Here is a 25,841-nt window from a genome sequence, read left to right on the forward strand (position 1 = left end):
CGCCACCTCCCCCATGCAGCCCCTTTCCTCGAGGAGAGTGCGCCATCAACGCGTCCAGCCCTCCCGCTGCCGTCGAACTGCGCGGCATCACCAAGCGCTTCCCCGGCGTCGTCGCCAACCGCGACATCGACATCACGGTCCGCACGGGCACCGTCCACGCCCTGTGCGGTGAGAACGGTGCCGGCAAGTCCACCCTGATGAAGATCCTCTACGGCATGCAGCAGCCGGACGAGGGCACCATCACGGTCAATGGCGACCAGGTCACCTTCCACGATCCCGGCGACGCCATCGCCCGCGGCATCGGCATGGTGCACCAGCACTTCATGCTCGCCGACAACCTCACCGTGCTGGAGAACGTCGTCCTCGGGGCGGAGAAGCTGTACGGCATCGGCAACAAGGCCCGCGCCAAGATCAAGGAGATCTCCGACGCGTACGGCCTGAACGTCCGCCCGGACGTGCTCGTGGAGGAGCTGGGCGTCGCCGACCGCCAGCGCGTGGAGATCCTCAAGGTCCTCTACCGCGGCGCCAAGACCCTCATCCTGGACGAGCCGACGGCCGTACTCGTGCCGCAGGAGGTCGACGCGCTCTTCGACAACCTGCGCGAGCTGAAGTCCGAGGGCCTCACCGTCATCTTCATCTCCCACAAGCTGGGCGAGGTGCTGTCGGTCGCCGACGAGATCACCGTCATCCGGCGCGGCACCACGGTCGGCACGGTCGAGCCGCGCGGTACCACCCCGAAGCAGCTCGCCGAGCTGATGGTCGGCAGCGAACTGCCCACCCCGGAGACCGAGGAGTCCACCGTCACGGACGTCCCGATGCTGAAGGTGGAGGGGCTGCACCTGGCGCAGACCGACCTCGAGGGCATCGAGCGGATCATCCTGGACCAGATCTCCCTCACCATCCACCAGGGCGAGGTCCTCGGCATCGCCGGTGTGGAGGGCAACGGCCAGTCCGAGCTGGTCGAGGCGATCATGGGGATGCGCCACCCCGACGCCGGTGTCATCACCCTCGACGGCACCGACATCTCCCGCACCCCCACCCGCGACCGCCGCGAGGCCGGCATCGGCTACATCCCCGAGGACCGCCACCGCCACGGCCTGCTGCTGGAAGCCCCGCTGTGGGAGAACCGCATCCTCGGCCACGTCACCGAGAAGCCCAACTCCCGCGGCCAGCTGCTCGACATCAAGGCCGCCCGCACCGACACCGAGCGGATCGTGCAGGCGTACGACGTCCGCACCCCCGGCATCGACGTCACCGCGGCCTCGCTGTCCGGCGGCAACCAGCAGAAGCTGATCGTCGGCCGGGAGATGAGCCACAACCCCAAGCTGCTCATCGCCGCCCACCCCACACGCGGCGTGGACGTCGGCGCCCAGGCGGCCATCTGGGACTACATCCGCGAGGCCCGCCGCGAGGGCCTGGCCGTGCTGCTGATCTCCGCGGACCTGGACGAGCTGATCGGGCTCTCCGACACCCTGCGGGTGATGTACCGCGGCCGCCTGGTCGCCGACGCCGACCCCGCCACCATCACCCCCGAAGAGCTGGGCTCCGCCATGACGGGTGCGGCCACCGGCCACCTGGAGCACACAGAGGACGACGCGCGATGAACAAGCTGACCTCACGGATCGACAAGGAGCGGCTGCTCCTCGGCATCGCCGCGCCGGTGCTGGCGGTCGTCGCCGCGCTCGTCGTCACCACCCTGGTGATCCTCGCGACCGGCAAGAACCCCGGCGACGCGTTCAGCGACATGGTGACCTACGGCTTCGCCAGCGACAGCCAGGTCTACATCCTGAACAAGGCGACGACGTACTACCTGGCCGGTGTCTCGGTGGCCATCGGCTTCCGGATGAACCTGTTCAACATCGGTGTCGACGGCCAGTACCGGCTCGCCGCGTTCGTCGCCGCCGTCCTCGGCGGCGCGCTGACCGTGCCCGGCTGGATCGCCATCCCGCTGATCCTGATCTGCGCCATGGCGACCGGTGCCCTGTGGGCGGCCATCGCGGGCATCCTCAAGGTGACCCGGGGTGTCAGCGAGGTCATCTCGACCATCATGCTGAACTCGATCGCCACCGCGATCATCGCCTACCTGCTGCAGCCGGGGAAGCTGGCCCAGCTGGAGCAGGGCGGCACCGTCGTCTCCACCAAGCCGCTGCCGTCGTCCTCGTACTTCTTCAGCATCAACGCCGGCCCGGCCGGTGAACTGTGGGGCTTCATCTTCATCGCCGCGGCCGTCGGCGTCGCGTACTGGTTCGTGCTCGGCCGCACCCGCTTCGGCTTCGACCTGCGCACCGTCGGCCAGTCCGAGAGCGCGGCCTCCGCGAGCGGTGTGTCGGTGAAGAAGATGATCGCCACCAGCATGATCATCTCGGGTGCGGTGGCCGGTCTGATCGGCATGCCGACCCTGCTCAACGACTCCTACGCGTTCAGCAACGACTTCCCGGTCGGCATCGGCTTCACCGGCATCGCCATCGCGCTGCTCGGCCGCAACCACCCGATCGGCATCGCGCTCGGCGCCCTGCTCTGGGGCTTCCTGGAGCGCACCACCAACCACCTGGAGTTCCAGGGCTACGACAAGGAGATCCTCGGCGTCATCCAGGGTGTCATCGTCCTGTGCGTCGTGATCGCCTACGAGGTCGTGCGCCGCTACGGCCTCAAGCGCCAGCAGCAGAAGGTCGGCGCCGAACTCGCCGCGCAGCCCGCCGCCCCGACGAAGAAGCAGGAGGTGGCGTGATGACTGCCACGATGACCGACACGCCGCCGCCCGCGGCGCCCAAGGCGGCGGGCGCGCCGCAGCGCTCCGGCCGCTCCTTCGGCCAGATCCTCCTGCTCGTCGCCGGTGCGCTGCTGCTCCTCGCCGCGGTCCGCGTGATCACCGGCTCCAACCAGCTCGACTCCGCCGGGCAGGTCAGCGCCGCGCTCGGCCTCGCCGTGCCGATCGGCCTCGCCGGCCTCGCGGGCCTGTGGTCCGAGCGGTCCGGCGTGGTCAACATCGGCCTCGAGGGCATGATGATCCTCGGCACCTTCGGCGCCGGCTGGGTCGGCTGGCAGTCCAGCCCCTGGCTCGGCCTGCTGTGCGGCATCGGCTTCGGTGTCCTCGGCGGCCTGCTGCACGCCGTCGCCACCGTCACCTTCGGCGTCGACCACATCGTCTCCGGTGTCGCGATCAACCTGCTCGCGCTCGGTGCCACCCAGTACCTCGCCAAGCTGTTCTTCGCGGGCGGCAGCGCGGCCAACGCGGGCGGCAACCCCAAGCAGTCCCCGCCGGTCGACTCGCTGCCGCAGGTCACCGTGCCCGGCCTCTCCGACGGTCTGCAGTCGCTGGAGAACCACCACTGGTTCCTCGTCTCCGACCTCGCCGGCATCATCGGCGGTCTGATCACCAACCTGTCCGTGATCACGATCCTGGCCGCGGTGCTGTTCGTCGGCAGCTGGTGGCTGCTGTGGCGCACCCCGTTCGGTCTGCGGCTGCGCTCCTGCGGCGAGAACCCGACCGCGGCCGAGTCCCTCGGCGTCAACGTCTACAAGTACAAGTACGCGGCCGTCGCCGTCTCCGGCGGCCTCGCCGGCCTCGGCGGCGCCTTCCTCGCGCTGGTCACCTCGCACACCTACCTCGAGGGCCAGACCGGCGGCCGCGGCTACATCGGCCTCGCGGCGATGATCTTCGGCAACTGGCGTCCGGGCGGCCTCGCGATGGGCGCGGGCCTGTTCGGCTACTCCGACGCCCTGCAGCTGCGCAACGGCGGCACGACCGTCCACGCGCTGCTGCTCCTGCTCGTCATCCTGCTCGTCGCCCTGGCAGGCTGGAAGCTGTACCGCACGTCGCTGTGGCAGGGCGCGGTCAGCCTCATCGTGGCCGCGCTGGTCCTGCTCTGGTACCTGGTCACCGACGAGGTCCCGAGCGACTTCGTGGGCGCCACGCCGTACGTCGTCACCCTGCTGGTGCTGTCGCTGTCGGCGCAGCGCCTGCGGATGCCGAAGGCGGACGGCATGCGCTACCGGAAGGGTCAGGGCAAGTGACCGAGGAAACCGCCGGGTTCGACTGGGAGGCGCTGCGAGAGGTGGCGCGTGAGGCGATGTCCCACGCGTACGCCCCCTACTCCGGCTTCCCGGTCGGCGTGGCGGCCCGGGTCGACGACGGCCGCACGGTCACCGGCTGCAACGTGGAGAACGCCTCCTACGGCCTCGGCCTGTGCGCCGAGTGCGGCCTGGTCTCGGACCTGCAGCGCACGGGCGGCGGCCGCCTCACGCACTTCTCCTGCGTGGACGGCAAGGGCGGCCTGCTCGTGCCGTGCGGCCGCTGCCGTCAGCTGCTGTACGAGTTCGGCGGCCCGGACCTCCTCCTGGACACCCCCGCCGGTGTCCTCCCGCTCTCCGAGATGCTGCCCCAGGCCTTCGGGCCCGGGCACCTCTCCTCGTAAGTCCCGTACGGCCCCCCTGCCCCGCTCGCAGGGGGGCCGCACACTTCGCACCTCCCGGAAGGAACCACACCCGCCATGGCCATGGACGCCATCTCCGTGATCCGCACCAAGCGGGACCGCGGCGAGCTGACCGACGAGCAGATCGACTGGGTCATCGACGCGTACACCCGCGGCGAGGTCGCCGACGAGCAGATGTCCGCGCTCGCCATGGCGATCCTGCTCAACGGCATGCACCGCCGCGAGATCGCCCGCTGGACGGCCGCCATGATCGCCTCCGGCGAGCGCATGGACTTCTCCACCCTGTCCCGCCCGACGGCCGACAAGCACTCGACGGGCGGCGTCGGCGACAAGATCACCCTCCCCCTGGCCCCGCTCGTGGCCGCGTGCGGAGCCGCCGTCCCGCAGCTCTCGGGCCGGGGTCTGGGCCACACCGGCGGCACCCTGGACAAGCTGGAGTCCATCCCGGGTTGGCGCGCGCTGCTCTCGAACGAGGAGATGCTGTCCGTGCTGGAGGGGACCGGCGCGGTGATCTGCGCGGCGGGCGACGGCCTGGCCCCGGCGGACAAGAAGCTGTACGCGCTGCGAGACGTGACGGGCACGGTGGAGGCGATCCCGCTCATCGCCTCCTCGATCATGTCGAAGAAGATCGCCGAGGGCACGGGCTCGCTGGTCCTGGACGTGAAGGTGGGCAGCGGCGCCTTCATGAAGACGCTGGACGACGCCCGCGAACTGGCGACCACGATGGTGGGCCTCGGCACCGACCACGGCGTGAAGACGGTCGCCCTCCTGACCGACATGTCCACCCCGCTGGGTCTGACGGCGGGCAACGCGCTGGAGGTCCGCGAGTCGGTGGAGGTCCTGGCGGGCGGTGGCCCGGCGGACGTGGTCGAGCTGACGCTGGCGCTGGCGCGGGAGATGCTGGACGCGGCGGGCATCAAGGACGCCGACCCGGCGAAGGCCCTGGCCGACGGCTCGGCGATGGACGTGTGGCGCCGCATGATCGCGGCGCAGGGCGGCGACCCGGACGCCGTGCTGCCCACGTCGAAGGAACAGCATGTGATCAAGGCTCCGGCCTCCGGAGTCCTGACCCGCCTCGACGCGTACGGCATCGGCGTCGCGGCCTGGCGCCTGGGCGCGGGGCGTGCGCGCAAGGAGGACCCGGTGCAGGCGGGCGCGGGCGTCGAGATGCACGCCAAGCCGGGCGACGCGGTGACCGAGGGCCAGCCCCTGCTGACCCTCCACACGGACACCCCCGAGCGCTTCGAGTACGCGCTGCAGGCGGTGCAGGGCTCGTACGACATCGCGGCACCGGGCACGGCCTTCACGCCGTCGCCCGTGGTGCTGGAGCGTATTGCCTGACCAGGGGATTTCCCTTCCGGGTGAACGGGATCGGTGGACCACCGCCGGTCCCGTTCGGCATGTTGGACGAGCCCACGGACGAGGTCGAGGGTGACTGCCTGCTGACCGACAACGAGTGGGGCGAACTCGTCCGGGTCTGGAAGCGCGGACGGAAGCGCCCAAGGGCTGCAAGGTGGAGATCATTCAGGCGCTCGTCACCGTGGTTCCTCACTCCGCCGTCGCTCACCACCGCATCCCGGCGCCCTTGCAGAGGCGCCTCTACGAGGTGATCCCCGATCCGTGGGGCGTCCATCATCGGCTGGCCCTGACGGTCCCCTCGCCGCCTCACGCTCACCGTCGGCTGACCCGGCGTCACCCCAGCACCGCCGCCACCCCCACCAGCACCGGCACCGACACCACGGTCGACAGCAGGACCGACTCGCGGGCCAGGCCCTCGGCCACGCGGTAGCGGCTGGCGTAGGTGAACAGGTTCTGCGCGGCCGGGAGGGCCGAGGTCACCACCACGTCGAGCAACGGCGCACCGTGCAGGCCGAAGACGTACCTCGCCAGGGCCCACGCCACCGCAGGCTGCCCCAGCGACTTCAACGCCACGGAAAGCAGCACCAGGTGGCGGTCCCGGCCCCGGCCGGGTGCCGAACTGCCGTGCAGCGACATGCCGAAGACCAGCAGCGCCGCCGGGACGGACATGTTGCCGATCAGGGTGAGGGGATTCATCAGCGGGCCGGGGACCGTCCAGCCCGCCGCCGACACCACGACCCCCGACAGCGAGCCCACCGCTATCGGATTGCGCAGCGGTGTCAGCAGGCGCCGCCACAGCGTGCCCTTCTCGCCCATGCCGGACAGATCCAGGATCGTCAGCGCGATGGGCGTCACCAGGACCACCTGGAAGAGCAGCACCGGTGCCACCAGGGACGCGTCGCCCAGGACGTACGCCGCGATCGGGATACCGAGGTTGCCCGAGTTCACATAACCGGAGCACAGGGCGCCGATGGTCGTACGGCCCACGCCCCAGCGGCACGCCGCACCGACCAGGGCGAACACCCCCGCGACCGCGGCCGTGCTCAGCGCCGTCACCAGCAGCCGAGCCGAGAAGAGCACCGACAGGTCGGCGCGCGCGAGGGTCGTGAAGAGGAGCGCGGGGCCCGCCACCGTGAAGGCCAGCCGGGTCAGCACCTCACCGCCCTGCGCCCCGAGCGTCCCGCGCCGCCCGAGGACATAGCCCACCCCGATGACGACCGTGATCACCGCGAACCCGCTCAGCACCCCCGTCACCCGACCAACCCTCCGAGGAGAAGGGGGAACCGGTCAATGTGATCCGTGCCGATGACGATCCGTGGCGATGAGTTCGGCCCGGCCCTCCGGTCTACCGCACGTGAAGGCCAAGGAACCCGCCGTGCTCGTGCTGCCCGGCCCCGTCACCCGGGACGAGGTGGCGGGGCTGTGTGCCCAGGTGCGGACGCTGCTGGCGGGCAGCGGCGCCCGCGTCGTCGTGTGCGACGTGGGCGGGCTCGGGCCCCCGGGCCTGGCCGCCGTGGACCTGCTGGCACGGCTGGAGCTGGCCGCCCGCCGGGCCGGCGGGCGGATCCGGCTGCGGGACCCCGATCCCGCGCTACACGCCCTTCTCGACCTCGTCGGGCTCCGCTTCCAGGTGGAGGGGGAGGCCGAGGAGCGGGAACCAGCGCTTGGTGTCGAGGAAGCAGTGGAAACCGGTGATCCGGCCCCCTGACAGCTCCAGCACCTGCACGGCCCAGGGACCGAAACCGCCCTTCTCCTCGTCCGGCTTGTAGTGCGCGAACCCTGGCAGGCCGTTGACCTGCACCGGCAGCAGACGCGACCCGGCGCAGGAGGCGCCCAGCGTCGACATGAAGCCGGTGATGTCGGCCGGGCCGCGCAGCCACAGGTCGAACGGCGGCATCGTCATGACGGCGTCCTCGTGCAGCAACGCCGTCAGCGCCGTCATGTCATAGCCCTCGAAGGCTTTGACATAGCGCTCCAGGAGTTTCTGCTGCTCCTCGTCCAGAGGATCGGACACCGCGCCCTCGGGGCCCGCGTCCGCGCGTTCCGCGAGCGTGGCCCGCGCCCGCTGCAGGGCGCTGTTGACCGAGGCGACCGAGGTGTCCAGCAGCTCGGCGACCTCGCTCGCCTTCCAGGCCAGCACCTCGCGCAGGATCAGCACCGCCCGCTGCTTGGGCGGCAGCTGCTGGAGGGCCGCCATGAAGGCCAGCCGGATCGACTCCTTCGCGACCGCGGCCTCCGCCGGGTCGTCGACCGTCGGCAGGACGCGCGCGTCCGGCATCGGCTCCAGCCAGGTGTGGTCCGGGCGGGGGGAGAGGGCCGCCTGTGCGAGCGGCGTCGATTCGGTCAGGTCCATCGGTCTCGCCCGTTTGTTGCCGGCCGTCAGCATGTCCAGGCACACGTTCGTCGCGATCCGGTACAGCCACGAGCGCAGGCTGGAGCGGCCCTCGAACTTGTCGTAGCTCCGCCAGGCCCGCACCAGGGTGTCCTGCACCGCGTCCTCCGCCTCGAAGGAGGAGCCGAGCATGCGGTAGCAGTACCCGGTCAGCTCGGTCCGGTGCTTCTCCAGTGCGACGTCCAGGTCCGCCGTCGCCGTGCTGTCGCCCATCGTCCACCCACCCCTGTGGCCGTCCCTGTAGCGCTCCTTCGCGCCCCAGCACCTTGGAAGCTACCGCAGGGCACTGACAATGGCGCCCAGAGTGGGAAAGGCGCAGGTCGGACGGGTGTCTGAGAACTAGGGTGGTTCGGCTCGGGGCGTCTTCAGGCCGCGATCGCGGCAAGCGAGCGCCGGGCCGCCACGGAGCCGAGGACCGTGATCGTCACCACGCCCAGCACCGCCAGGAGACCCACGCCGACCGTCCCCTCCCAGCCGTCCGCGTGGAAGGCCGTCGCGCCGACGGTGCTGCCGACGCTGGAGCCGATGTAGTACGTGGACTGGTACAGCGCCGAGGCCTGGGCGCGGCCCCGCGTGGCCGTCTTGCTGACCGCCGAGGAGGCGACCGCGTGGCCCGCGAAGAAGCCCGCCGTGATCAGCACCAGGCCCAGCAGGACCAGCGGCAGCGAGGGGACCAGCGAGAGCAGCAGGCCCGCCGCCGTCGTACCGCCCGCCAGGTACAGCGCGCCCCGGCGGCCGAGCCGGCCCACCAGCCGGCCCGCCGTGGACGCCGACACCGTGCCCACCAGGTAGACCAGGAAGACCGAGCCGATGATGCCCTGCGGCAGCCCGAACGGTGCGCCCGTCAGCCGGTAGCCGATCACCGTGTACACGCCGCCGAACACCGTCATGAACAGCGCGCCGATCGCGTACAGCCGCCGCAGCAGCGGGTTCGCGAGGTGGTCGCGGACCGTGCCGAGCAGGACGCGGGGCCGCAGCGAGCCCGCCGTGAAGTGCCTCGGCGTCGGCAGCAGCAGCCGGAAGGCGATCGCGCAGCCCACGGCGATCAGGCCGATCACGCCGACGGCGACCCGCCAGCCCCATTCCTGGGCCACCCAGCCGGTGATCACCCGGCCGCTCATGCCGCCCACGCTGTTGCCCGCGACGAACAGGCCGATGGCCGTGACCAGCGCCTTCGGCCGGACCTCCTCGGCCAGATAGGCCTGTGCCGAGGCCGGCAGACCGGCCAGCGCCGCGCCCTGCACCGCCCGCAGCACCACCAGCGCGCCGAGCGACGGCGCGAACGGCACCAGCAGCCCCACGGTCACCGCGACGGCCAGCGAGGCCGTCATCACCGTACGGCGGCCGAAGCGCTCGGACAGGGCGCTCATCGGCAGGACGAACAGCGCCAGTCCGCCGGTCGCGGCCGCCACGGTCCAGCTCGCCTCGCTCGCCGCGACCCCGAACTCGCCGGAGATCAGCGGCAGCAGGGCCTGCGTGGAGTACAGAAGGGCGAAGGTCGCGACTCCGGCTAGGAAGAGGGCGAGGCTCATCCGGCGGTAGCCGGGGCCGCCCGGAGTCATACGGTTGTCGGAGGCGGAGGCGGAGGCGGAGGCGGAGGCGGAGGCGGAGGTGTCGGAGACGGGGACGGTCATTGCGGCGTCCACGGCGATGGACGCCCCGGTACTGGCGGGAGACATGCCACGACCGTAGGTACGGCCCGTCTCATCCGTCCAATGCATGGAATCGCCATAATCGTTCCCATGCCGCATCAGCAGAGCTCACAGCCTCGCCTGTCACCGAACAGTGACACAGAAGACATGTCCGCGATGTCGCGGGTACTGGCTCCCCGTCTCGCGTACTTCGCCGGTGTGGCCCGCACCGAGCACGTCACCCGCGCCGCCCACGAGATGAACGTCCCGCAGTCCACCCTCTCCCGCGCGATGGCCCGCCTGGAACAGGACCTGGGCGTCGACCTGTTCGCCCGGCACGGCCGTACGGTCTCCCTGACCCCCGCCGGCCGCACCTTCCTCACCTCCGTCGAACGCGCCCTCGCGGAGATCGAGCGGGCCGCGGAGGAGGTGCGCGCCGACGCCGACCCCGCCACCGGCAAGGTCGCCTTCGGCTTCCTGCACACCATGGGCGCCGAGACCGTGCCCGGCCTCCTGCACGCCTTCCGGGAGGACCACCCGCGCGTCCGCTTCAGCCTGGTGCAGAACTACGGCGAGGCGATGCTGGAAGGCCTGCGCGCCGGCGAACTGGACCTCTGTCTCACCTCGCCCGTCCCCGAAGCCCCCGACCTGGTCGCCCGCCGCCTGGACGAGCAGAAGCTCCGCCTGGTGGTGCCCGCCGACCACCGGCTGGCCACCCGCCGCCGCATCCGCCTCGCCGAGGCGGCCGAGGAAACCTTCGTCACTCTGGAACCCGGCTACGGCCTGCGCCGCATCTTCGACGCCCTGTGCCGCGAGGCCGGCTTCCGCCCGAGGGTCGCCTTCGAGGGCGAGGAGGCGGAGACCCTGCGGGGCCTGGTGGCGGCGGGCCTGGGCGTCGCGCTTCTGCCACCGCCCACAGTCCCCAGGCCGGGAGTGGTGGAACTGGCGGTCACCGCCCCGAGAGCGGTACGGGAGATCGGCGTGGCGTGGCTGGCGGACCGCCCCGACACCCCACCGGTGGCCGCCTTCAAGAAGTTCCTGCTCTCGAGAAGGGGCAACCTGCTCCCCTCCTGAGGGACGCCTACCGCCTCAGCGACCGCCCGAACCCCGCAGCCAGCGGCATTCGAAGCCCGATCGGCGGCGGAGCGGCAAGCGCGTCCTCCACAGGGCGGGACACGGAGTGCCCGAACAACGCCCCCATCATGAAGTCGACGGCCAGAGAGGCGACCTCGTCCCGGTGCCCGTGCAACCCGTGCCCGTCGGAGTGCACTTCGAACCGGCAAACCTCCCGGTTGACCTTCTTCGCCCGCGCCGCGAACCGGAACGACAGCTCGGGATCGGTCCGCTCGTCATTCGTGCCGTGCACGATCAGCACCCGCCGCCCCACGAGCTGCTTCACCGGCTCGGCGGGCGCGGCTACGTCGTCCTCCGGCAGCCAAGGGGCGAGCGCGACAACGGAGTTGACGGCCTCGTGGCCGCCCGCCCGCAGCGCCGCCCGTCCGCCCATGTCCACCCCGACCAGGCACACGGGAACGTCCCCGTAGCGTCGTACGACCTCGTCTGCGGCCCACTCGGCATCCACGGCCAGATGCGCCTCGCTCCCGTTCCAGCCCCGGCAGCGGTAGTGGACGGTATGGACAGCCAACCCCTCCTCCCGCCCCGCGCGGGCGAGCCGTCGGCCCAGCGCGCGCAGCGCGATCGTCGCCCGCACGGGGGACGGCCTGCGGGTGGAGACCTCCTCCCCGCCGGGGAGCAACAGCACCGCTCCGCTCACCGCCGTCGGCACCGGGCCGACCGCCCTTCCCAGCCCGGCCGTTCGGACCGGTGTCGCTTGCTGTCCCATGACAGAACAGTGTCAGAAGGGGCGGTGTACCAAACCCGTACGGGCGGTCACCGTTGGGTATCGGCGGAAAACCGTCGCCGAAGAACTGTCGCGTTCGCGGGGATCTCTACGCGCGTAGGCGTTACAGTGCGGAAATGACGAGCCAGACTGCACCAAGTGGGGCCGTTCCGACGCCGGACCAGATCCGCCGGGCACCCAAGGTTCTGCTGCACGATCATCTCGACGGCGGTCTCCGCCCCGGAACCGTCGTCGAACTCGCCCACGCGAACGGCTATTCGGAGCTTCCCGAGACCGATCCGGACAAGCTGGGCATCTGGTTCCGCGAGGCCGCCGACTCCGGCTCGCTGGAACGGTATCTGGAGACCTTCAGGCACACCGTCGGCGTGATGCAGACGCGGGAAGCGCTCGTCCGGGTCGCCCGCGAGTGCGCCGAGGACCTGGCGGAGGACGGCGTCGTCTACGCCGAGGTGCGCTACGCCCCCGAACAGCATCTCGAACGGGGGCTCACCCTCGAAGAGGTCGTCGAAGCCGTCAACGAGGGGTTCCGGCAGGGCGAGCGGCTCGCCCGGGACAACGGCCGCCGCATCCGGGTCGGCGCCCTGCTGACCGCCATGCGGCATGCCGCCCGCTCCCTGGAGATCGCCGAACTCGCCAACCGCTACCGGGACTCCGGGGTCGTCGGCTTCGACATCGCGGGAGCCGAGGCAGGCTACCCGCCCACCCGGCACCTGGACGCGTTCGAGTACCTCAAGCGCGAGAACAACCATTTCACCATCCACGCAGGTGAGGCCTTCGGGCTGCCGTCCATCTGGCAGGCGCTGCAGTGGTGCGGCGCCGACCGGCTCGGGCACGGCGTGCGGATCATCGACGACATCGAGGTCCACGAGGACGGCTCCGTCACGCTCGGCCGGCTGGCGTCGTACGTCCGGGACAAGCGGATCCCGCTGGAGCTGTGCCCCAGCTCCAACCTGCAGACCGGGGCCGCGCCCTCCTACGCCGAGCATCCGATCGGGCTGCTGCGCCGGCTGCACTTCCGGGCCACCGTGAACACCGACAACCGGCTGATGTCGCACACCACCATGAGCCAGGAATTCGAGCATCTCGTCGAGGTGTTCGGTTACACGCTCGACGACCTTCAGTGGTTCTCTGTCAATGCAATGAAATCGGCGTTCATTCCTTTCGATGAACGGCTCGCTATGATCAATGACGTCGTCAAGCCGGGATATGCGGAGCTGAAATCCGAATGGCTGTTCCGGCAGACGGCCTCCACCAGCGGTTCTGCCGGTTCGGCGGGATAGCGGCGACTCGGCGGGCTGACGGGTTGTGAAAGACGGTTCACAACCCGTCCGCATTTCGGTGTTTGCGGCGGATGATCGGGCGTGTTTACGGTCGAGGACCGTTCATCGTTTTTGTTCTCCGTCCCCTATTTCAAGGACGCACTCACCATGAAGCACTCTGCCGTCAGGACTCTCGGTGTCGCCGCCCTCGGTGCCACTTTCGCCGCCGTCGGCGCCGGCGCGGCCAACGCAGCGGCCCCGGCCGTACCGGACGCGACCCCGGCGCTCGGCACGGTCTCCAGGACGCTGCCGGCCGGGGACGCCGGCATCGCCCAGCCGGGCACCACCGACGCCCTCACCCGGGGGCAGGACGCCCTGGGTGCCGGCATGGCCGCCGCGCGGCCGACCGTCGAGAACGCGCTGCAGGGCGGGGCGACCGGGCCGGTCCACAGCCGCCTCGGCGGACTTCCCGTGCAGGGCGCGCCCGTGCACGGCCTGCCGGTCAACGGCCTCTCGCTCGGCTGACGCCGGCTGCCGTACGACGCCGTCGGGGCGCCCCGGTCAGGACCGGGGGCGCCCTGTCGGCGTTTCGCGTACGGCCGTCACCAGGCGGTGGGCGGCTGTCACCAGGCGGTACTCGTCCGGTCCTCGGCCGGCAGCAGGATCCACAGCGCTATGTAGAGCAGGAACTGAGGGCCGGGCAGCAGGCAGGACAGCAGGAAGATCACCCGCATCGTCGTCGCGGAGGTGCCGAAGCGCCGTGCGAGTGCTGCGCACACTCCGCCGATCATGCGGCCGTGGGTCGGGCGGGCAAGGGTGGACATGTCGGCTCCTCCGTGGTCGTCGGTTCCTGTCGACGGCTGTCTTCCATCAGCTGTCTTCGACGATACGGACACGAAGCGGACGAAGCGTCACTCTATGGAGCTATCCCGACCCTGGGAATCGTCGGGGTACGCCCCTGAGACAGCTCCTCCTGGACGGTGACGGGCGCGGCCCCGGTGTGGTCCTCCAACTGCCGCCGCCGTACATGGGCGCGGCCCGCGGGTACGACCACCAGGTGGGCCAGCGCGACACCGGCCGTGTTCAGCAGCAGCGAGTCCACGTCCACGACCCGGCCCGGCACGCCGGTCTGCAGCAGGGCGATGCCGAGGGAGACCAGGGCGCCGGCGGCGGTCGTACGGATCAGGGAGGAGACCGGGGAGACGGCGAGCCTGCCGTGCGCCATCGGCAGCAGCACGCCCAGCGGGGCGAGCAGGGCCAGGCCCTCGCCGATGGGTCTGGCGGCCCCCGGCCAGCCCAGGGCCAGGTCGGCCCGGATGCCGGCGAGGGGGTGCAGGTTGGGGGGTGTCACCCAGGGGACGTCCAGGGGTCGCAGCATCAGCCAGGCGACGAGGGCGAGGTGGGCGACGAGGAGGACACCTCCTGCCACCCGGATACGGATCGCGGCGCTGTCGCCGCCGATGGAGCCTTGACGCTGCACGTCCCCCAAGACGCACTCCCGCACCCGATCGGTTCCGCCCCGCAACTTCCCGGTCGCCCTGCGCTCCGGAAAGGGGTTTCGCACACGGAGGGCAACCCCGCGACCCCTCCGGGTCGCTACCTCCGCGCGACCTCGCTGGACGGCGGCTCGACGCTGCCCGGGCGGTCGCGGACGTCGTCGGTGCACGCGTAGCGGCGCAGCGGTCCGTCGTCCGGGCCGCCGAGGATGACCGTGCCGTCGCCCTCCGTCGCCGCCGAGTCGGAGAGCGTGCACACCACCTGGGCCAGGGCGTAGGAGGTGAGCCGGGACGGCGCCGTGGTCAGGCGGAGCGTCTCCTCGGGGTCCCCGCGGCCGGGCCCGCGCACGGTGAGACCGCCCGGCACGTACGTCGTGTAGCCCGCGGAGCGCTCCGCGGCGGACGGGGACGCGGCGAGCTGGTCCAGGAGCCCCTGGGCCACGATCACGCGGCGCCGCGCGTCCGGAGTGCCCTCGGGGACGCGTACCGTCCGGTCGACGGTCACCAGGGACGCGCCGCAGAGCAGGAAGACCTGCACGGGCACGCCCTGCGCGGACTGCGTGGTCCGGTCCGGCCCCGGCAGCGAGCACGGCACCCGGGACGGCGCCGCCCCGAAGTCGGTCGGCACCTGGGTGGCCCGGATGCCGCAGCCGGAGAGCAGCAGGCCGAGGAGGGGCAGCGCCAGCAGGCGTCGCACGGTCAGGCGTCGTACGGACATCACCCCTCCCTTCCTGAACTTCCCGGGCTTCCGGAGTTCCCGGAAGCGTCCTTGTCGGTCTTTGTGCCCTCGTCGGCCTCCTCCGTCAGCCGGGAGGCGTCCCGTGGCAGCCGCAGTGTGAACACCGCGCCGCCCTCGGGCGAGTTGGCGGCGGTGATCTCGCCGCCGTGGATGTGGGCGTTCTCCATGGCGATGGACAGGCCCAGCCCGCTGCCCTCGGAGCGCGGCCGGGAGGCGCTCGCCTTGAAGAAGCGGTCGAAGACGTGGGGGAGCACGTCCTCGGGGATCCCCGGGCCGTGGTCACGCACCGCGATGACCAGGTCGTCGCCGTCTATGCGCACCGACACCCGCACCGGCGACCCGCCGTGCTTGAGCGCGTTGCCGATCAGGTTGGCGAGGATGACGTCGAGCCGGCGCGGGTCGAGGCGGGCGTGGATGCCGCGCTCGGCGTCCAGCTCGACCGCGTCCAGCCAGGCCCGGGCGTCGATGCAGGCGGTGATCTGGTCGGCGAGGTCGACGTCGTCCAGGACCAGCCGGGCGGTGCCCGCGTCGAAGCGGGTGACCTCCATCAGGTTCTCGACCAGGTCGTTCAGGCGCCGGGTCTCGCTGACCACCAGCCGGACCGCGGGCTCGATCATCGGGTCGATCCCGCCCGCCTCGGAGTCCAGCTCCTCCTCCAGCACCTCCGTCACGGCGGTGATGGCGGTCAGCGGCGTCCGCAGCTCGTGGCTCATGTCGGCGACGAAGCGACGCGAGGCGTCGTCCCGCGCCGCCATCTCTGCGACCCGCTCCTCCAGCGCCTCGGCGGCGTTGTTGAACGTCCGGGAGAGATCGGCGAGTTCGTCGGTCCCCGACACCCGCAGCCGCGTGTCCAGCCTGCCCTCACCGAGCCGCCGGGCGGCGACCCCCAGCCGGTGCACCGGCTTCAGCACGGTCGTGGCCGCGGCCTGTGCGAGCAGCGCGGCGCCGATCAGCGCGAGCCCGGTGGCGATGCCCAGCGACCAGGCCAGCGAGTTGAGGTCCTTCGCCTCCGGCTCCAGCGACTTGGCCATGTAGCCCGTGGGCCCGCCGCCGATCACCCGCGAACCGGCCACCAGATACGGCGTGCCGTGGTCCACGACCCGCTGCCAGTACAGGTGGTACGGCTCCTTGTTGGTGTCGGTCACCTGCTGCTGCTTGTTCACGGCCGCGCGCAGCGACTTGGGCACGTCCTCCAGCGAGAAGCCGTTGATGCCGCCCGAGTTGCCGTACACCGTCTTGCCGTCGGCGTCCTGGGCGACCAGCAGCACGCTGAAGTGCTGGCTGCTCGCCGCCATCTGGCCCGCAGCGCGCTGGAGTTGGTCCTGTGTGGGGTGCGCCGGCAGCGCGCCCGCGCGGTTCTGCATCTCCTGCCGGAAGTCGCGCAGCACCGCGTCCTGGGCCCGGGTGAGCACCGCCTCCCGGTTCAGCCAGTAGGCGATGCCGGACGCCGAGACGGCGGCCGTCAGCGCCACCAGCGCGAAGACGACGACCAGGCGCAGCCTGAGGCTGGTGAACCTGAGCCGCGACAGATTTCCCTTGCGCCCCGCGGCCCAGCCGCGCAGCCCGCGTTGCTTGTCGGTCACTGAGGGGTGTCCAGGCGGTAGCCGACACCACGGACGGTACGGATCAGCGTCGGGGACGACGGCACGTCCTCGACCTTCGCGCGCAGCCGCTGCACACAGGCGTCCACGAGCCGCGAGTCACCGAGATAGTCGTGCTCCCACACCAGCCGCAGCAGCTGCTGCCGGGACAGCGCCTGACCGGGCCGCCGGCTCAGCTCCAGCAGCAGCCTCAGCTCGGTCGGGGTCAGCTGCAGATCCTCGCCGTTCTTCGTCACGGTCATCGCCGACCGGTCGATGACCAGGCTGCCGAACGTCGCCGAATCGCTGGACTCGCGCTCCCCGCGCCGCAGCACCGCCCGGATCCGGGCGTCCAGCACCCGGCCCTGCACCGGCTTGACCACATAGTCGTCGGCGCCGGACTCCAGCCCGACCACCACGTCGATGTCGTCGCTCCGCGCGGTCAGCAGGATGATCGGCAACTGGTCGGTGCGCCGGATGCGACGGCACACCTCGAAGCCGTCGATGCCGGGCAGCATCACGTCCAGCACGATCAGGTCGGGCCGCTGCTCGCGCAGCAGCTTCAGACCGTCCTCACCGCTGGCAGCGGTCGCCACCCGGTGACCCTGGCGCGTCAGGGAGAGCTCCAGGGCCGTGCGGATGGCGTCGTCGTCCTCGATCAGCAACAGGGAAGGCACGGGCTCATTCTGGCCCATGGACGGGCTGTCGTACGACCCGCCGACACCGGGCCTTCCCTACCGCCACCATCTGTGCACTTCCTGTGACGACGCTGGACCGGACCCCTGTGACAGGTCTGTGACAGTCGGCGGACACGTCCATGAAGTCGCCCCGGCAGTCTTTTGGGCACGGGCAGGGCGGCCAGCCGAGCCGGCCCGGGCAGGACCGAACGACCGGAAGTCCACCACGGGGAGCGCGAGATGAACACGCTGCACAGCATCAGCACCAGCGCCGTAGTCACGCGACTGCACGATGTGCACCGGGGTGCCGAGAAGTCCGGTGCCGTGAGCGGGCGGGGGTGCGCTCGCGGCACCGGGCGTCAGCACACCGCCTACATGACGGTGGTTGACGCGCACACGGGGGAGACGCACGGGGGATCCGCGTACAGGGAGGACTCGGGGGAGCAGCGCCGTTCCCTGACGGAGGCGGAGTTCACCGCCTACGTCCAGGAGCGCCGCGCCTCCCTGTACGCCACCGCCTACCACCTGACCGGCGACCGCTTCGAGGCCGAGGACCTGCTGCAGAGCGCGCTGTTCTCGACCTACAAGGCGTGGGACCGGATCAGCGACAAGGCCGCGGTCGGCGGATACCTCCGCCGCACCATGACCAACCTGCACATCAGCGCCTGGCGGCGCCGCAAGCTCAACGAGTACCCGACCGAGGAACTGCCGGAGACGCCCTCCGACACGGACGCGATGCGCGGCACCGAGCTGCGCGCGGTCCTGTGGCAGGCGCTGGCCCGGCTGCCCGAGCTCCAGCGCACCATGCTGGTCCTGCGCTACTACGAGGGCCGCACGGACCCGGAGATCGCGGAGATCCTCGACATCAGTGTCGGCACGGTGAAGTCCAGCATCTGGCGCTCGCTGCGCCGGCTGCGCGAGGACGAGGTCCTCAGCTTCGGCCGTGACGAGGAGAACGCCTTCGGCGAACTGGTCGCCTGAAGGTCAGGGGTCACCGCGAGGTGACCCGGCGGGGGAACACGGGGGACACGGGGGAAAAACGGAGGGGGACACGGGGGATACGGGGGAGCACGAGAAGCGGGACTGGAGGGTCGGGGGGCCCTGTCCAGTCCCGTTTCCGTTTCCGCCGTTCCCGTGTGGCTTCGTACGGCGGTTACGCCACCGTCTGCCGACGCGCGTGCCGCCCCGCCGCCGCTGCCGCGAGCCGCCCCAGCGCCTCGTCGCGGTCGCACGGATGCGCACCCAGTGCCACCTGGCGGGAGACGATCGAGCGTTCCGCGCGCATCAGCCGCCAGCCGCGCCGCAGCAGGAACGGCACCGACTTGCGGCCCTCCTTCAGATCCCGCAGGAACCGCCGCCGGAACGTGGTGACCGGCCCGCGGCTCAGGCACAGCGCGTCCGCGAGCACGCCCAGTTCCCGGCAGCGCGCGACGATCTCCGCGGCGAAGACGCCCTCCGCTATGAACAGCGGGGTACGGCCGATGTGCAGCGTCTCCTCGCCGCTACGGGCGCTCAGCGCGATGTCGTACACCGGCACCGGCGCCGAACCCGTCGCGCACAGCCGGGTGATGGCCTCCACCGCGACCTGGGTGTCCCAGGAGTCCGGGTGGTCCCAGTCGATGTCCGAACTCCCCTCCACCAGGGGCAGAGTGGGGTTGTCGCCCTCCTTGTAGAAGTCGTCCAGACGCAGGACGGGAAGCCCGGAGCGGGCGGCGACGAGGGACTTGCCCGAGCCCGAGGGGCCGCACAGCAGCACGACGCGGGCGGGGGACGGGGGATGAATGCTCACGGAACACCAGTTTGACGTATGGCGGGGTGCCTGCCGACCCCGCGGGTCGGCTTTTGAGCGTGACTCCCGCCTCAACTACCCTTCGTGTCGACAGCTTCACCCTGAGTATCAGAAGGTGGCCCGGCAATGACACGACTGACGTCCCCCCGCAACCACACCGCGCGGCGCGCCCTGATCGTCCTCGCGACCGCCTCGGCGGCGCTGGGTGCGGGCGCGGCGACGGCGTCCGCGGACGCCGCTCGCGTCCCGGACGTGCCCCTGCGGCCCGCCTCGCTCGGGGCGATGGCCCCGCAGGAAGGCGCCCAGGTGCCGGGACTGACCGACTACGCCGCCATCCCCGTCCAGGCCCTGCAGTACACCCCCGTCGCCCACACCCGTGTCCTGCCGGCGGACGACGGCGACCTCGGCGGCCTGACCGGACCGCTCGCCCGGATGGGCCCGATCGGCGCCGTCCCGGCGGCGGAAGGACTCGGGGGAGTGCTGGGCGGCCTGACCGGGGCCCAGGGCTGACCGCGGACGAGGGAGCCGCGCCGCCCCTGGACGGAGGGGCGGCGCGGCTCCCGGCTGTCGTGGCCGTCAGGCCGTCGTGGCCGTCAGTACGACGAGCCGGACGCGCCGAGCGACCCCGTCGGATGCCACACCGTCTTCGTCTCCAGGAACGCCGTCATCTGGTCGATGCCCGGCGTCTCGAAGTAATCCACAGCCTGTGGACGAAGAACCCGCTTCAGATTGTCGGCCGCCGCGATCTCCAGCTCCTTCGCCAGCTCCTCGTCCGCACCCGCGAGGTCGATCGCGTTGACGTCCTGGTGCGCGGCCAGCGGCGCCGCGAGCTCGGCCGTACGGCCGGAGAGGATGTTCACCACACCGCCCGGCACGTCGGAGGTGGCCAGCACCTCGGCCAGGGACAGGGCCGGAAGCGGGGACTTCTCGCTCGCGATCACGACCGCCGTGTTGCCGGTGGCGATCACGGGCGCGAGCACCGAGACCAGGCCCAGGAACGACGACTCCTGCGGGGCCAGTACGACGACCACGCCCGTCGGCTCGGGGGAGGAGAGGTTGAAGAAGGGGCCCGCGACCGGGTTGGCGCCGCCGATCACCTGGGCGATCTTGTCGGTCCAGCCGGCGTACCAGACCCAGCGGTCGACGGTCGCGTCCACGACCGCGGCGGCCTTCGACTTCGACAGGCCCTCGGCGTCGGCCACTTCCCGGACGAACTGGTCCCTGCGGCCCTCCAGCATCTCCGCGACGCGGTAGAGGACCTGGCCGCGGTTGTACGCCGTCGCGCCGGACCAGCCGCCGAACGCCTTGCGCGCGGCCACGACCGCGTCCCGGGCGTCCTTGCGGCTCGACTGGGGAGCGTTGGCCAGCCAGTTGCCCTTTGAGTCGGTCACCTCGTACACCCGGCCGCTCTCGGAACGCGGGAACTTCCCGCCGACGTACAGCTTGTAGGTCTTGAACACCGACAGTCGTGCATCAGACATCGAGGTACGCCTCCAGGCCGTGGCGGCCGCCCTCGCGGCCGAAGCCCGACTCCTTGTAGCCGCCGAAGGGCGAGGTCGGGTCGAACTTGTTGAACGTGTTGGACCAGATCACGCCCGCGCGGAGCTTGCTCGCGACCGCCAGGATGCGCGAGCCCTTCTCGGTCCAGATGCCCGCCGACAGGCCGTACTGCGTGTTGTTCGCCTTGGCGACCGCCTCGTCCGGGGTGCGGAAGGTGAGGATCGACAGCACCGGGCCGAAGATCTCGTCGCGGGCGATGGTGTGCGCCTGGGTGACGTTCGTGAACAGCGTCGGGGCGAACCAGTAGCCGGAGGACGGCAGTTCGCAGGCCGGGGACCAGCGCTCGGCGCCCTCCGCCTCGCCCTGCTCGGCCAGCGCGGTGATCCGGGCCAGCTGCTCGGCGGAGTTGATCGCGCCGATGTCGGTGTTCTTGTCCAGCGGGTCGCCGAGGCGGAGCGTGGACAGGCGGCGCTTGAGGGAGTCCAGCAGCTCGTCCTGGATCGACTCCTGCACCAGCAGACGGCTGCCCGCGCAGCAGACCTGGCCCTGGTTGAAGAAGATGCCGGTGACGATGCCCTCGACGGCCTGGTCGATCGGCGCGTCGTCGAAGACGATGTTGGCGCCCTTGCCGCCCAGTTCGAGGGTGAGCTTCTTCCTCGTGCCCGCGACCGTGCGGGCGATCTCCTTGCCGACGGCCGTGGAGCCGGTGAAGGCCACCTTGTTCACGTCCGGGTGCGCGACGAGCGCGGCGCCCGCGTCGCCGTAGCCCGGCAGGATGTTGACGACACCCTTGGGCAGCCCGGCCTGGCGGCAGATGTCCGCGAAGAACAGGGCGGAGAGGGGGGTCGTCTCGGCGGGCTTCAGGACGACCGTGTTGCCGGTCGCCAGCGCCGGGGCGATCTTCCACGCCAGCATCAGCAGCGGGAAGTTCCAGGGAATGACCTGGCCGGCGACGCCCAGCGGCCGCGGGTTCGCGCCGAAGCCCGCGTGGTCGAGCTTGTCCGCCCAGCCCGCGTAGTAGAAGAAGTGGGCCGCCACCAGGGGCAGGTCGGCGTCCCTCGTCTCCTTGATCGGCTTGCCGTTGTCCAGCGTCTCCAGGACGGCCAGCTCACGGCTGCGCTCCTGGATGATCCGGGCGATGCGGAACAGGTACTTCGCGCGCTCGGAGCCGGGCAGCGCCGACCACTTCTCGAAGGCCCTGCGGGCGGCCTTGACCGCGCGGTCGACGTCCTCGGTGCCGGCCTGGGCGACCTCGGACAGCACCTCTTCCGTGCTGGGGCTGACCGTCTTGAAGACCTTGCCGTCGGCCGCGTCCGTGAACTCGCCGTCGATGAACAGCCCGTAGGAGGGGGCGATGTCGACGACCGAGCGGGACTCGGGCGCCGGTGCGTACTCGAAAACCATGATCGATCAGTCCACCGTCACGTAGTCGGGGCCGGAGTAGCGGCCGGTGGCCAGCTTCTGACGCTGCATCAGCAGATCGTTCAGCAGCGAGGAGGCGCCGAAGCGGAACCAGTGGTTGTCCAGCCAGTCCTCGCCCGCGGTCTCGTTGACCAGGACCAGGAACTTGACGGCGTCCTTGGAGGTGCGGATGCCGCCGGCCGGCTTCACGCCGACCTGGACGCCGGTCTGGGCGCGGAAGTCCCGTGCGGCCTCCAGCATGAGGAGGGTGTTGGCCGGGGTCGCGTTCACCGCCACCTTGCCGGTCGAGGTCTTGATGAAGTCGGCGCCGGCCAGCATGCCGAGCCAGGAGGCGCGGCGGATGTTGTCGTACGTCGACAGCTCGCCGGTCTCGAAGATGACCTTCAGCCGGGCGGACTGGCCGCAGGCCTCCTTCACGGCGATGATCTCGTCGTACACCTTCAGGTACTTGCCGGCGAGGAACGCGCCCCGGTCGATGACCATGTCGATCTCGTCGGCGCCGGCGGCGACGGCGTCGCGGACGTCGGCCAGCTTCACGTCGAGGGCGACACGGCCGGCCGGGAAGGCGGTGGCGACCGAGGCGACCTTCACGCCGGAGCCGGCGACGGCCTCCTTGGCGACGGCCACCATGTCGGGGTAGACGCAGACCGCGGCGGTCGCCGGGGTCGTGCGGTCGGTGGGGTCGGGGTGGACCGCCTTGGCGCCGAGCGCCCGGACCTTGCCCGGGGTGTCCGCGCCTTCCAGCGTCGTCAGGTCGACCATCGAGATGGCGAGGTCGATGGCGTACGCCTTCGCGGTGGTCTTGATGGATCGGGTGCCGAGAGACGCGGTGCGCGCCTCCAGGCCGACCGCGTCGACGCCGGGCAGCCCGTGCAGGAAGCGGCCCAGCGTGCTGTCGGACGCGGTGACGTCAGCGAGAGCGTGTGCTGTGGGTGCAGTGGTGGGCATGGTCACCGGACGAGCATATCTACGCGCGTAGCAAATGTATAGCCCGGGTGCTCATATACCGCCCGAAGATCACAGCTGAGCGCCGGTTCCGGGGCGTGTGGCGGCACCGCCGCCGGTGTCATGCAGACTGGGCCCATGACCACGCCCGACCACCAGTCACCCGCGTCACAGCCCCCGGTCCCCGCGGCGAAGGACCGGATCTACCGCTCGCCCATGGCGCTCGTGGGCGGCGTGCTGCTGCTCGTCGTCATCGGCTGGCTCGGCTTCGACGCGCTGTTCCAGGGCCATGGCCGTGCGCCGTGGCTGGCGCTCGCCGGGATGATCCTGATCGTGCCGCTGGTGATCGCCTTCACACTGCGCCCGGCGGTCTTCGCGGGCGAGGACCGGCTGCGGGTGCGCAATCCGTTCCGGGTGATCAGCCTGCCCTGGGGCGAGGTCGCCTCGCTGCGCTCCGGCTACTCCAACGAGGTCGTCGCCAAGTCCGGCGGCAAGTACCAGCTGTGGTCGGTTCCCGTGTCGCTGCGGGGCCGCAAGAAGGCGGAGATGCGCAAGTCGCGGGCGGCGGCGGAGGCGGGGCGCGGCCGGGAGCAGACGCGCCGCAGCCTCGGCTTCGGCGGCATGGGCGGCTTCGGCGGCACCGGCGCCGCGGGCCTGCCGACCGGACCGACCCGCGCGGAGACCGACCAGGTCATGGACGACCTGCGGGAGCTGCTGGACCGGCGCGGCGAGGCGGAGTCGGCGCAGGGGGAGGTCACCGTGCGCTGGGCGTACGAGGTGATCGCGCCCACGCTGGCGGGCGCGGTGCTGCTGCTGATCCTGCTGGTCACCAGGTGAGGTTCGCCGGGCGCCCGGTGCGGGCGGCCGGCCGGGCACGGTCCCCTGGCCGCGGGGACGGGCGGGGGCGGCCGGGGGTCACAGCGAGCGGCAGCGCGGGCTGTGGATCATGCGCGAGCCTCCGCCGCCGTACGTCCTGGACGGATGGAACCTGCTGCTGAAGTCCATGGGGATGTCCAGCGCGAAGAAGTTCTTTCCGTTCCCCGTCCGCGCGCGCAGGCGGATCCGGTGCTCGGCCACCGGCACCGCCTCGGGCAGCCGCAGGAGCCACGTCTGCGTCCACCGCCCGGCGGGGGGCCTGGGGTCACCCGGGAGGCGTGCGCCCATCTGCGCCAGCAGCTCGGGCAGCCGGTACCACCTGTCCAGCATCTTCACCGGACCGAACTTCATGATCACGTTGCAGGTGACCCGGGTCAGGTCGACGGCCTCCTTGAGGTGGCCCTCCATCTCGCAGCGGACCTGGTGCCCGAGCCACGGCAGTGCGGGTGTCAGTGTGATGGTGAGGATGTCCAGGACGTAGGTGTCGTCGCTGACGTCTTCCACCAGACCCACAGTCATCTCACTCACCCCGCGGTGTCTCGAGTACGGGACGCCCTCGGGCCGCGCCCCGTTCATCCCCGGGAGAAGGGGGCAGCGACCCGTGGCGTGCGTCTTGCGCCATTTCCCCACCCGTTCGGGGCGGGCATCGATGGGACGGAAGCCGACGGCGGTCGCGTCGGGACAGGCACCGACGACAAGGCGCGCTCCGGCGGACATCACCGGACGGTCGGGCCGGTGAGCGAAAGGACGGCCACCCGGACACCCGGCGTGCGGCGTCTCGTGTCCGGTTCCCGGTGGGATGCGCACGGCACGCGGGCCGTCGGTCCATGGTCGGGTCTGGGGCTCCGGCCCGATTCCGGCGGGCCGGAGCCCCGTTTCGTGCGGCGGGTTGTGGGCTACCTCCCGCCGTTCCCGCCGTCGCCGTCCCAGCCGTCCCAGCCGTCCCAGCCGTCCCAGCGGTGGATCACGCGGAAGCTGGCCACCACGCCGTCCTTGATGTGGATGCCGTGGACCTGCCGCACGTGCACGCCTTCCGAGGAGCTGTGGGGTCCGACGGTGGCGACGGGGGCGCCGTTGTCGCAGACCACCCCGCGGAAGACCTCGACGGTGTTGTGGCTGTCGTTGCGGATGTTCAGGCTCCGGGCGCCCAGACCGCTGACCACGGTGACGCAGTCGCCCGGCTCGGCGGAGTACGACCGCTCGTTGATCTGGATCCGGCCCCAATCCCAGCCCCGGCGGCCGCCCTCGCGGCCCTCGTTGCCCTTGCCCTGCCCGGCTTCGCCGCCGAGGGGAGCCGCGGCGGCGAGGGCCGGGGCCGACTGGGATGCCGGGGCGGAGGCCGCCGAGGCGTAGGTGATACCGGTCGCGGCCAGGGCGGCGGCGGACGCGACACCAGCAGTGACCACGGTGGAACGGGGGAGCTTCATATCGCTTCTCCTGTCTCCGGTTTCCGGGACACCGGCCCTTCAGCCGGCTTGTGAGTAAAAATACCCAGACCAGTCATATAGGTCATATAGGAAGACAGGTTTTGAGGGCCGATAGGGGTATTTTTCGTGCTGCGCACAGCCCCTCGAGGGCACCGACGGCCCATCAAATGGCCGTGAAGAAAAGAAGATTGACCGACTATTAGCCCTTTCGACTTATCTTCTGACGCCTGCTCACTTCCGTCGTGTCGCGGCGTGGCGCACCGCGTCACAGCGTGTCGCCGCGGCGGCGGAGGCGGGTCGTGTTACGGGGAGCGTCACCCTCGACCGCTGCCGGCTGCCGGCTGCAGGGCGTGCGACCACGCCGCCAAGGGGGAAGGGCCGTTCGCTTCCGGAGAGTTGAGGAATTCCGCCCGGAACGACGAGATGGGGTGCCCCGGGCCGGGGCACCCCATCTC

27 protein-coding genes are annotated in these 25,841 nt (G+C 71.2%); 12 read left to right on the forward strand and 15 right to left on the reverse strand.

The features are described from left to right. Nucleotides 1-77: 77 nt before the first annotated feature. The 5 genes from ACWGJ5_RS18925 (at nt 78) to ACWGJ5_RS18945 (ending at nt 5,774) form a co-directional block, all read left to right on the forward strand. Nucleotides 78-1,604 (forward strand): ABC transporter ATP-binding protein, encoded by a 1,527-nt coding sequence (locus ACWGJ5_RS18925; RefSeq protein ID WP_453310831.1) that lies wholly within the window; start codon nt 78-80, stop codon nt 1,602-1,604. Next, nucleotides 1,601-2,728 (forward strand): ABC transporter permease, encoded by a 1,128-nt coding sequence (locus tag ACWGJ5_RS18930; RefSeq protein WP_453310800.1) that lies wholly within the window; start codon nt 1,601-1,603, stop codon nt 2,726-2,728. Before ACWGJ5_RS18925 ends, ACWGJ5_RS18930 begins: the two co-directional genes overlap by 4 nt. Beyond that, nucleotides 2,728-4,014: an ABC transporter permease gene (locus ACWGJ5_RS18935; RefSeq protein ID WP_385311184.1), complete on the forward strand. Its 1,287-nt coding sequence runs from the start codon at nt 2,728-2,730 to the stop codon at nt 4,012-4,014. Before ACWGJ5_RS18930 ends, ACWGJ5_RS18935 begins: the two co-directional genes overlap by 1 nt. After that, on the forward strand, nt 4,011-4,415 hold the full coding sequence (locus ACWGJ5_RS18940; protein ID WP_228621068.1) for a cytidine deaminase: 405 nt from the start codon (nt 4,011-4,013) through the stop codon (nt 4,413-4,415). The genes ACWGJ5_RS18935 and ACWGJ5_RS18940 overlap by 4 nt, the downstream gene beginning before the upstream one ends. 75 nt (nt 4,416-4,490) lie before the next feature. After that, nucleotides 4,491-5,774 carry a thymidine phosphorylase gene (locus ACWGJ5_RS18945; protein WP_453310801.1) on the forward strand — a complete coding sequence of 428 codons (1,284 nt, stop codon included), beginning with the start codon at nt 4,491-4,493 and terminating at the stop codon, nt 5,772-5,774. Between the two features lie 351 nt (nt 5,775-6,125). Here ACWGJ5_RS18945 and ACWGJ5_RS18950 read toward each other — a convergent pair whose 3' ends face one another. Further along, nucleotides 6,126-7,046 carry an AEC family transporter gene (locus tag ACWGJ5_RS18950; protein ID WP_453310802.1) on the reverse strand — a complete coding sequence of 307 codons (921 nt, stop codon included), beginning with the start codon at nt 7,044-7,046 and terminating at the stop codon, nt 6,126-6,128. A 67-nt stretch (nt 7,047-7,113) separates the two neighbouring features. Here ACWGJ5_RS18950 and ACWGJ5_RS18955 point away from each other — a divergent pair, with 67 nt between their 5' ends. Next, nucleotides 7,114-7,500: an STAS domain-containing protein gene (locus ACWGJ5_RS18955; protein ID WP_453310803.1), complete on the forward strand. Its 387-nt coding sequence runs from the start codon at nt 7,114-7,116 to the stop codon at nt 7,498-7,500. Here ACWGJ5_RS18955 and ACWGJ5_RS18960 read toward each other — a convergent pair. Both ACWGJ5_RS18960 and ACWGJ5_RS18965 read right to left on the reverse strand, forming a co-directional pair. Further along, entirely contained in the window at nt 7,384-8,397 is a 1,014-nt protein-coding gene (locus tag ACWGJ5_RS18960; protein ID WP_453310804.1) for a sigma-70 family RNA polymerase sigma factor, read from the reverse strand. The genes ACWGJ5_RS18955 and ACWGJ5_RS18960 overlap by 117 nt on opposite strands. 152 nt (nt 8,398-8,549) lie before the next feature. Further along, nucleotides 8,550-9,863 (reverse strand): MFS transporter, encoded by a 1,314-nt coding sequence (locus ACWGJ5_RS18965; RefSeq protein WP_453310805.1) that lies wholly within the window; start codon nt 9,861-9,863, stop codon nt 8,550-8,552. Nucleotides 9,864-9,926: 63 nt separating this feature from the next. Here ACWGJ5_RS18965 and ACWGJ5_RS18970 point away from each other — a divergent pair, with 63 nt between their 5' ends. Further along, on the forward strand, nt 9,927-10,889 hold the full coding sequence (locus ACWGJ5_RS18970; protein WP_453310806.1) for a LysR substrate-binding domain-containing protein: 963 nt from the start codon (nt 9,927-9,929) through the stop codon (nt 10,887-10,889). Nucleotides 10,890-10,896: 7 nt separating this feature from the next. On the opposite strand, the gene ACWGJ5_RS18975 is transcribed toward ACWGJ5_RS18970, so the two are convergent. Further along, nucleotides 10,897-11,658 carry an alpha/beta hydrolase gene (locus ACWGJ5_RS18975; RefSeq protein WP_453310807.1) on the reverse strand — a complete coding sequence of 254 codons (762 nt, stop codon included), beginning with the start codon at nt 11,656-11,658 and terminating at the stop codon, nt 10,897-10,899. A 134-nt stretch (nt 11,659-11,792) separates the two neighbouring features. On the opposite strand from ACWGJ5_RS18975, the gene ACWGJ5_RS18980 reads away from it, so the two are divergent. After that, nucleotides 11,793-12,956 (forward strand): adenosine deaminase, encoded by a 1,164-nt coding sequence (locus ACWGJ5_RS18980; protein WP_453310808.1) that lies wholly within the window; start codon nt 11,793-11,795, stop codon nt 12,954-12,956. A gap of 147 nt (nt 12,957-13,103) precedes the next feature. Continuing rightward, the gene (locus ACWGJ5_RS18985) at nt 13,104-13,460 is read left to right on the forward strand and encodes an ATP-binding protein (protein WP_453310809.1); all 357 of its coding nucleotides are present in this window, start codon (nt 13,104-13,106) and stop codon (nt 13,458-13,460) included. A gap of 98 nt (nt 13,461-13,558) precedes the next feature. On the opposite strand, the gene ACWGJ5_RS18990 is transcribed toward ACWGJ5_RS18985, so the two are convergent. The 5 genes from ACWGJ5_RS18990 to afsQ1 form a co-directional block, all read right to left on the reverse strand. Further along, on the reverse strand, nt 13,559-13,759 hold the full coding sequence (locus ACWGJ5_RS18990; protein ID WP_228621059.1) for a PspC domain-containing protein: 201 nt from the start codon (nt 13,757-13,759) through the stop codon (nt 13,559-13,561). Nucleotides 13,760-13,851: 92 nt separating this feature from the next. Further along, the gene (locus tag ACWGJ5_RS18995) at nt 13,852-14,415 is read right to left on the reverse strand and encodes a VanZ family protein (protein WP_453310832.1); all 564 of its coding nucleotides are present in this window, start codon (nt 14,413-14,415) and stop codon (nt 13,852-13,854) included. Between the two features lie 116 nt (nt 14,416-14,531). Further along, entirely contained in the window at nt 14,532-15,149 is a 618-nt protein-coding gene (locus ACWGJ5_RS19000) for a hypothetical protein (RefSeq protein WP_453310810.1), read from the reverse strand. After that, a complete protein-coding gene (locus tag ACWGJ5_RS19005) occupies nt 15,149-16,753 on the reverse strand; it encodes an ATP-binding protein (protein ID WP_453310811.1) in 1,605 nt (534 codons plus the stop codon). The genes ACWGJ5_RS19000 and ACWGJ5_RS19005 overlap by 1 nt, the downstream gene beginning before the upstream one ends. Then, nucleotides 16,750-17,427, reverse strand: a complete 678-nt coding sequence (gene afsQ1 / locus ACWGJ5_RS19010) for a two-component system response regulator AfsQ1 (RefSeq protein ID WP_190012869.1) — start codon at nt 17,425-17,427, stop codon at nt 16,750-16,752. The genes ACWGJ5_RS19005 and afsQ1 overlap by 4 nt, the downstream gene beginning before the upstream one ends. A 240-nt stretch (nt 17,428-17,667) precedes the next feature. On the opposite strand from afsQ1, the gene ACWGJ5_RS19015 reads away from it, so the two are divergent. Beyond that, on the forward strand, nt 17,668-18,408 hold the full coding sequence (locus tag ACWGJ5_RS19015) for a SigE family RNA polymerase sigma factor (protein ID WP_453310812.1): 741 nt from the start codon (nt 17,668-17,670) through the stop codon (nt 18,406-18,408). A 172-nt stretch (nt 18,409-18,580) separates the two neighbouring features. Here ACWGJ5_RS19015 and ACWGJ5_RS19020 read toward each other — a convergent pair whose 3' ends face one another. Beyond that, the gene (locus ACWGJ5_RS19020) at nt 18,581-19,216 is read right to left on the reverse strand and encodes a uridine kinase family protein (protein ID WP_453310813.1); all 636 of its coding nucleotides are present in this window, start codon (nt 19,214-19,216) and stop codon (nt 18,581-18,583) included. A 126-nt stretch (nt 19,217-19,342) separates the two neighbouring features. On the opposite strand from ACWGJ5_RS19020, the gene ACWGJ5_RS19025 reads away from it, so the two are divergent. After that, nucleotides 19,343-19,726 carry a hypothetical protein gene (locus ACWGJ5_RS19025; protein WP_453310814.1) on the forward strand — a complete coding sequence of 128 codons (384 nt, stop codon included), beginning with the start codon at nt 19,343-19,345 and terminating at the stop codon, nt 19,724-19,726. Between the two features lie 83 nt (nt 19,727-19,809). Here the strand turns inward: ACWGJ5_RS19025 and ACWGJ5_RS19030 are convergent, their stop codons facing one another. From ACWGJ5_RS19030 to deoC, 3 genes are read right to left on the reverse strand one after another with little or no spacing between them, the layout of a single operon-like run. Continuing rightward, nucleotides 19,810-20,697, reverse strand: coding sequence for an aldehyde dehydrogenase family protein (locus tag ACWGJ5_RS19030; protein ID WP_453310815.1), 888 nt, complete (start codon nt 20,695-20,697; stop codon nt 19,810-19,812). Continuing rightward, entirely contained in the window at nt 20,690-22,120 is a 1,431-nt protein-coding gene (locus ACWGJ5_RS19035; RefSeq protein WP_453310816.1) for an aldehyde dehydrogenase family protein, read from the reverse strand. The genes ACWGJ5_RS19030 and ACWGJ5_RS19035 overlap by 8 nt, the downstream gene beginning before the upstream one ends. Before the next feature lie 6 nt (nt 22,121-22,126). Continuing rightward, nucleotides 22,127-23,086: a deoxyribose-phosphate aldolase gene (gene deoC / locus ACWGJ5_RS19040; RefSeq protein WP_453310833.1), complete on the reverse strand. Its 960-nt coding sequence runs from the start codon at nt 23,084-23,086 to the stop codon at nt 22,127-22,129. Between the two features lie 135 nt (nt 23,087-23,221). Between deoC and ACWGJ5_RS19045 the strand changes: the two genes are divergently transcribed. Then, on the forward strand, nt 23,222-23,920 hold the full coding sequence (locus tag ACWGJ5_RS19045; protein ID WP_453310817.1) for a PH domain-containing protein: 699 nt from the start codon (nt 23,222-23,224) through the stop codon (nt 23,918-23,920). A gap of 78 nt (nt 23,921-23,998) precedes the next feature. On the opposite strand, the gene ACWGJ5_RS19050 is transcribed toward ACWGJ5_RS19045, so the two are convergent. Both ACWGJ5_RS19050 and ACWGJ5_RS19055 read right to left on the reverse strand, forming a co-directional pair. Next, the gene (locus ACWGJ5_RS19050) at nt 23,999-24,478 is read right to left on the reverse strand and encodes a hypothetical protein (RefSeq protein WP_453310818.1); all 480 of its coding nucleotides are present in this window, start codon (nt 24,476-24,478) and stop codon (nt 23,999-24,001) included. 377 nt (nt 24,479-24,855) lie between these two features. Beyond that, a complete protein-coding gene (locus ACWGJ5_RS19055; protein WP_453310819.1) occupies nt 24,856-25,386 on the reverse strand; it encodes a hypothetical protein in 531 nt (176 codons plus the stop codon). Nucleotides 25,387-25,841 lie beyond the last annotated feature (455 nt).

This window comes from Streptomyces sp. NPDC054783 (assembly GCF_053611725.1).